At 53.3% G+C, this 7,835-nt stretch carries 3 protein-coding genes; all 3 read right to left on the minus strand.

All coding sequences use genetic code 11. The annotated features are described in order from the left end of the window. Window positions 1–235 precede the first annotated feature (235 nt). Window positions 236–2,458 carry an OmpA family protein gene (locus IM638_10395; protein MCA6363437.1) on the minus strand — a complete coding sequence of 741 codons (2,223 nt, stop codon included), beginning with the start codon at window positions 2,456–2,458 and terminating at the stop codon, window positions 236–238. A gap of 29 nt (window positions 2,459–2,487) precedes the next feature. Continuing rightward, window positions 2,488–3,426 (minus strand): type IX secretion system membrane protein PorP/SprF, encoded by a 939-nt coding sequence (locus tag IM638_10400; protein ID MCA6363438.1) that lies wholly within the window; start codon window positions 3,424–3,426, stop codon window positions 2,488–2,490. Window positions 3,427–3,469: 43 nt separating this feature from the next. Next, on the minus strand, window positions 3,470–7,835 hold a 4,366-nt coding region (locus tag IM638_10405; GenBank protein MCA6363439.1), incomplete at its 5' end, for a gliding motility-associated C-terminal domain-containing protein.

Consider the following 7,835-nt stretch of genomic DNA (forward strand, 5'->3'; position numbering starts at 1 on the left):
TTTGGAGCGAACCGGGGAAGCAACTAAAAACCGCTTGGTCCGGGCTTTTCGTTCCAACCCGGCAACAGCAAAAATAAATACTCAATCTTACCGCTACCCGGCTGTTTTTGCTGTTGCCGGGTTTCCACTGCAATCCCGGCTATAAAATCATCACACCTGTAGCAATAAAACCACAAAAAAAGCCGCCTGCACAAATTGGTTGCACAGGCGGCTTCGGTTCAGCTAAAAAATCGTTTTACATCTTCACAATAATAAATTCGGTGCGGCGGTTTTGCTGGTGCTCCTGTTCCGAACAGGTTGATTTTACAGCACCCTCGCAGGCGCAGCCGTTTATGAGTTTGGTTTCGCCGTAGCCTTTGCCGTAAATGCGGCTTGCCTCAATGCCTTTCGAAACAATGTATGCGGCCGATGATTTTGCACGGCGGTCGCTCAGCGCCATGTTCGAAGCCATGCTCGAACGGCAGTCGGTGTGCGAACCAAGTTCAATCACCATAGTGGGATTCTCCTTCATTACCTTCACAATCTTGTCAAGCTCAGCCGCCGCATCAGGGCGAATGTTTGATTTACCCAAATCAAAGTAAATCGGCTTGATGTCGATAATCTTGGCAAGGTCAGCGCCCACCTGAATCTTGTCGAGACCAAGATCCATGGCTTCATGCACTTTAATCTCGCCGGCCTTGTCAATTGACGCATTAAACGTAACCACTTTGCCGAGATAGCCATCCTTATCCAGCTTGATGTTGTAGCTGATACGGTCGCCAATTTTTTTCTCGGGCAAGGGCTTACGGAAATCACCCGATGCGGGTGTGAGCATATCCGTTACAGGCTGTCCGGTAATGTTGTCGGTAATTACCATTTTCACACCTTCAAGGGGCTTACCGTTTGTTTTGTCTGTAACCAGCGCGTAAAGCGAAAGGCCGGGATCTTTCTCAAGCTCTACATCTTTCACCAGTTCGGTTTTCTCGCCCAGTTCGTTGGTATTGAATTTATTCAACCCATCGAAATATTTCTCTTTTGTAGCGGTGAGCGAATACTCCTTGCCCGGCTCCACTTCAAACTGATAGTTACCGTCAACACCGGTGGTTACCGTCTGAATTACTTTACCCGAAGCATCACGCAGCGAAACTTCCGTACCGGCCAGCAGTACATCGGCGCGCTTATCGCGGGCCACACCTTTTACAAGGTAAGTTTGCTTGAGCGGACGTACCAGGCGCACGGCGTATATATCATCATCGCCTTTGCCGCCTGCGCGGTTGCTCGACAAGTAGCCTTTGCCCGAGGCATCCAGCACAAGTGCAAAATCATCGTCGGGCGTGTTTACCGGTGAGCCGAGGTTTTCGGGCTTCGCAAAACCCTCGCCTTTGGGCGCTGCATAGTTCACATCTAATCCGCCCAAACCTACATGGCCGTTAGAGGCAAAAAACAGGTTACCGTCTTTATCCACAAACGGAAACATTTCATTGCCCTCGGTGTTTATGGTGTTGCCCAGATTTTGGGGAACTTCCAACTTACCGGCTTCCGAAATCGCCACGCGGTACACATCGGTTCCGCCAATACCACCGGGCATATCGCTCACAAAATAAAGCCATTTGCCGTCGGGGCTCAGCGCAGGATGCCCTACCGAATATTCGTCGCTGTTTATGGGTAAATTTTCTTCCACCCATTTCTCGCCATTCCATGTGGCGCGGAATATCTTCAGGTTGTTTACACCCTTGCTGTCTTTACGGTATTCTTTATTAAAATAATTGTTTCGCGTAAAGTACATTGTCATACCGTTCGGTGTAAAACAGGCAGGACCTTCGTGATACTTTGTATTTGTTTTGCGGCTCAGCAATGTAGCGTTGCTGAGTTTGCCGTTGGTGGTATCGCGTCCGGCCACAAAAAGATCGAGGAACGGATTGTTGTTCCACGCGTGAATATTTACCACACCCATGCGCTTGCGACGTGAAGAGGCAAACACAACCTTGTCATTGTAAAAACCTGTACCGAAATCGGCCTGCGCGGTGTTGATGTCGAGCGGCTGCAAATCAAAGTAAGCCTGCTGGCCGCTTATTTTCTGGATGAAATCGCGGCGGGTCACATGCTCCGTACCGCGACGGTCAGCCAGTTGGATGCCGTGGAATTTATCCATCCACAAAAGGCTTTCATCGTACTTGCCGTTTGCGCGTAAAGCCTGAGCGTAGTTGTAAAAACTTTCGGCAGTGGGGCTGGCACCTTTGGCTACTTTGCCATAGGTTTCTTCGGCTTTGCCCCAGCGGCCTAAGTTGCGGTAGCAGTCGCCCAGTCGCATCAGCGAACGGTCGTCGGCAGCGTTTGAAGCCGCAAGTTTTTCATACAGCGGAATGGCCCTGGCATACGCCAGACGGTCGTAGTAACGGTCGGCACGACGCTGGGTGGGCGTTTGCGCCTGTGCGGCAAATGCTGTTACAAACAGCAGAAGCGTCACTAAATATTTCATAGCAGAGCGTTTGGTTGTTTGTAAGTTCATCAGAAATAACGCGGTGAGCGGATTTTGTCGTTGCGGAAGAAGAAATCATAGCTGAGGAAAATCTCAACTGTGTTTCCGTTTATGTTTCTCAATGAGCCTATCGTGTAATCATACGACAAACCCGCTTTAAACTGGTCGTTAAACTGATAACCTACCAGTCCGTAGAAACTATCGCCCAAACGCATACCTACACCCAGGTTAAACTGATCGCGGATCAGCGCCTCCACCGTAGCATCGAGCGAAAGGGGCGAGTTCTTCACCATTTTGGCCTGCACGGTAGGTTTCAGTTTCAGTTGGCTGTTAATGGGGAATACCAGACCTCCAATGAGGAAAAGGTGGCGGAGTTCCTTCACCGTGTTGGTGTCGTTGGTGGAAACGCCGTTCAGGTTAAACTTGTTCTCCAGCAAACGCGGTGAGCTAGCGCCAATGTACCAGCGTTCGTGGTGCAGATACAAACCTGCACCCAGGTTGGGTTTAATGGAACGCTGAAGCGTGCTGTTCACAAAAGCGGCATCGTTACCGTCAATCGTGCTCAGACCCGACAAATCGGGCTGGAACATATTCAAACCCGCTTTAATGCCAAACGCCAGTTTAATGGTGCTCGACAAACGCACGGTGTAGGAATAATCGCCGTAAATAAAGGTTTGATTGAGCGGACCGATTTTGTCGTTTATCACCGAGAGGCCTACACCCATTTTTTCGTTGGGCAGCGGCATGTGTGCATAAACGGTTTGTGTCATCGGCGCGCCATCAAAACCAATCCACTGCTGGCGGTGAAGCGCACTCACATTCAGCGAACCACGGCTGCCGGCATAGGCAGGGTTTACGCTGAGTGTATTGTACATATAATGGGTAAACTGCGGATCCTGCTGTGCATTCAGATCGGCAGCCCACAGCAGTGCAAGCACTGCTGTGGTTAACCATACTTTTGATTTCATGACGATCATTTTTTGAGATCTGTTCATAGCTTCTTCCCTCCTATCAGTATTTCACGTAGATGTAACCCTTGAATACCGTGCCGTTGCCCAGGTCAATTACATAGAAGTAAGTGGCTTCGGGTACCAGGCCGCTTCCCGTTCCCGGGCCGTCAGACTGGTTGGTGCCATCCCAGCGCACGCCGGCATTGTCGTAGCCATTGCCTTCGTACACCAGATTACCCCAACGGTTGAAGATCTGTACATTATTATTCGGGAACGCTGTGATGCCTTTGATTTCGAAGAAATCGTTGGTACCGTCACCGTTCGGCGAGAAGCCTTCAGGAATTACGAGGTCGCACGGATCAGGATCGAGGTAGTTGGAAACTCCGTCACCGTCGCAGTCTTCGGCAATTACTTCGCCGTTGGTGCCGTCGGCAATTCCGTCGCCGTCGCTGTCATCATCCTGATAGTTCGGTGTGCCGTCGCCGTCGGTGTCCACCGGATCCGTTCCGGCATCGCCCCAGGTTCCGTTGTTTCCGTCAACCGGATCAAGAATACCGTCGCCGTCGGTGTCGTTGCCATCAATGGTTCCGTCGTTATTGGCATCCAGATCGCCGTTGCCGTTTTCGTCCACATCAAAGATTCCGTCATTGTCGCTGTCGAGATCCTGATAGTCTGAAACTCCGTCGCCGTCGGTATCAGGCGGCAGCGGATCGCCGGGATTGTCGCCGTAGCCGGTGCTTCCGTCAACAGGGTCAAGAATACCGTCACCATCGGTGTCGTTGCCATCAATTACACCATCGTTGTTGGTGTCGAGATCGCCGTTGCCACCTTCGTCCACGTCGTTAATACCGTCGTTGTCCGAATCAAGGTCGAGGTAATCCGGCACGCCGTCGCCGTCGGTATCCGTAACCGGGTTGCCGGGCGTATCGCCAAACACACCGGTGTTTCCGTCGGCCGGGTCGTTAATGCCGTCGCCGTCTGTATCGGGTCCGTCAACCACACCATCATTGTTGGTATCGAGTGCGCCGTTACCAGCTTCAATCACGTCGTTGATACCGTCGTTATCGCTGTCAAGGTCGTTGTAATCAGGTGTACCGTCGCCATCGGTATCCACCGGCGTATCGTTCGGATCAAGATCGCCGTAGGTGCCGTTGCTGGCATCCACCACGTCAATAATACCGTCGCCGTCAGTATCCACGCCATCCACAAGACCGTCGCCGTTCAGGTCGGCACTTGCATTGCCTGATTCCACTACGTCGTTTGTACCGTCGTTGTCGCTGTCGAGGTCCACATAATCCGGTGTACCGTCGCCATCAAAATCGGCAGGTGTGTCGTTCGTATCGGGATCGCCGTACACGCCGTCGTTAGCATCAGCCGGGTCGTTAATACCGTCGCCGTCTGTATCGGGGCCGTCAACAACACCGTCGCTGTTGGCATCGAGGTTGTCGAGGCCGGCTTCGGTAATATCGTTGATTCCGTCGTTATCGCTGTCGAGATCGGTGTAATCCGGGTTGCCGTCGCCATCCGTATCAGGCGGTGTCGGGCTGCTGGCATCGCCAAAGGTTCCGTTCGCGCCGTCGGCCGGGTTGTTGATACCGTCGCCGTCTGTATCGGGGCCGTCAACTACACCGTCGCTGTTGGTATCGAGGTTATCGAGACCAGCTTCTGTAATGTCGTTGATACCGTCGTTATCGCTGTCGAGGTCGTTGTAATCCGGATTGCCATCGCCGTCAAAATCGCCGGGCGTGTCGTTCGTATCCGGATCGCCGTAGCTGCCGTCGTTGGCATCCACCACGTCAAGAATACCATCGCCATCGGTATCGGCACCATCCACAAGACCATCATTGTTCAGATCAGCCGAGGCATTACCCGATTCAATTACATCGTTGATGCCGTCGTTATCACTGTCGAGATCGCGGTAATCGGGAACACCGTCGCCATCAAAGTCGGCCGGAATATCGGTTGTGTCAGGATCACCATACACACCGTCATTCGCATCTACCGGATCATTGATACCGTCGCCGTCCGTATCCGGGCCGTCAATTACACCGTCGCTGTTGGCATCAAAGTTATCGAGGCCGGCTTCGGTTACATCGTTGATGCCGTCGTTATCGCTGTCGAGGTCGGTGTAATCCGGTGTACCGTCACCGTCGGTGTCAGGTACGTTCGGGCTGCTGGCATCGCCAAAGGTTCCGTTCGCGCCGTCGGCCGGGTCGTTAATACCATCGCCGTCGGTATCCGGGCCATCCACCACACCATCGCTGTTGGTGTCGAGGTTGTCGAGGTTGGCTTCTGTAATGTCGTTGATACCGTCGTTGTCACTGTCGAGATCGTTGTAATCAGGATTACCATCACCATCAAAGTCGCCGGGCGCATCGGTGGTGTCAGGATCGCCAAAGGTGGTATCGTTTGCATCGGCCGCATCGCGGATACCGTCGTTGTCGGCATCACCACCGTCCACAATACCATCATTGTTCGCATCCAGTGCACCGTTGCCTGATTCTACTACGTCGTTAATACCGTCGTTGTCCGAATCAAGGTCGCGGTAGTCATCCACACCGTCTCCGTCAAAATCGGTCGGGTTGCCGGTAAGTGCGCCGCCGTTGCTGCTGTCTGAGCTGTCGGGCAAGCCGTCGCCATCGGTATCCGGGCCGTCAACCACGCCATCGCTGTTGGCATCGGTTTGGTTGCCACCGCTTTCGGTGAGGTCGTTTATACCGTCGTTATCACTGTCGAGATCCTGGAAGTCAGGACGACCGTCGCCGTCGGTATCTACACCGGGCAAGCCGTTCGGACCGAGGTTATCTGCCAGACCGTCGCCGTTTACATCTGTAATCGGGCCGGTGCCGGTGATACCGTCATTATCGGGATCGCTGCCGTTGGCTTCAATTACATCGGCAATACCGTCGTTGTCGCTGTCGAGATCAAGACTGTCCGGAATTCCGTCGCCATCCGTATCACCGTTGTTCGAAGCAGTTGCCGCTTCAGTTACGTCGGTAATTCCGTCGTTGTCATCGTCAATGTCAATGTTGTTCGGAATTCCGTCGCCATCGGTATCTACCGGATCACGCCAGTCGAGTTCGCCACCCACAATGTCCACATCGGGGAAGGTTGTTCCGGTAGCGGGTGCATCGTTGTTGGTTACGTTGGCTGTGCCTGTTGTGCTTACGTTGTCGTAAGCATCATCCAGACCATCGCCATCAGTATCGTTGCCGGTGGGCAGTACATCGGGCTGGTTGTTGTTGTTGAAGTCGTTGCCTTCCACCAGATCCGAGAAACCGTCGTTATCGGTGTCGGTGTCGGTGTAGTCGGGATTGTCGGTGCCGTCGGTGTTTACAGGCGTTACACCTGCGCCACCAAATCCGGGTGTGGCATCGTAGGCATCATCAATGCCGTCGCCGTCAGTATCGTTACCGCTCGGGGCTACGTAACCGGTGGTTGACTGTGCTTCGATGTTGTCCACAATGCCGTCGTTGTCGGCATCAATATCGAGGAAGTCAGGATTTCCGTTGTTGTCGGCGTTGTCGTTCGGATAGTTGTCCGGGCGGCCATCGCTGTTGGTATCGGCGCCAGTGGTGGTGTTGGGTGTACCGGTTGTGGCAGGATCAACGCTGTCGGCAAGACCGTTTCCGTTGGTATCTGCAAAACCATCCACCTGTCCGTTACCGTCGGCATCTGTACCGCCTGTTTCTACAATATCCACAATACCATCGTTATCGCTGTCGAGATCGAGGTAGTTGGGAATACTGTCACCGTCCTGATCGGCTTCGCCAAATGCCGTGCCTCCCGCGTTGGGATCAGCATCATCGGCAAGACCATTGTTATTGGTATCGGCAAAACCGTCAATGATACCGTCGCCGTTGGCATCTGCACCGCCGTTTTCAATTACGTCGGTAATACCATCATTATCGCTGTCGAGGTCGAGGTAGTTCACCACGCCATCGCCATCAGTATCCGGTACGGGCAATGCAGTGCCACCGTTGTTGGTGTCCACGTTATCGCTCAAACCGTCGTTGTCGGTATCGGCAAAGCCATCAATGATACCGTCGCCGTTGGCATCGGTGCCGCCGGCTTCTGCTACATCGGTAATGCCGTCATTGTCGCTATCGAGATCAACTACGTTGTTCAGACCATCACCATCGGTATCCGGGTTGAGCAGTGCGGTGCCACCGTTGTTGGTGTCCACGTTATCGCTCAAGCCATCGTTGTCGGTATCGGCAAAGCCGTCAATGATACCGTCGCCATTCGCATCGGTGCCGCCGGCTTCAACTACATCGGCAATGCCGTCGTTGTCGCTGTCGAGGTCCACATAATCATCGTGGCCATCGCCGTCAGAATCGGGTGCGGGCAATGCGGTGCCACCGTTGTTGGTGTCCACGTTATCGCTCAAGCCATCGTTGTCGGTATCGGCAAAGCCGTCAATGATA

The organism is Bacteroidota bacterium (assembly GCA_020402865.1).
Lineage (GTDB): Bacteria > Bacteroidota > Bacteroidia > Palsa-965 > Palsa-965.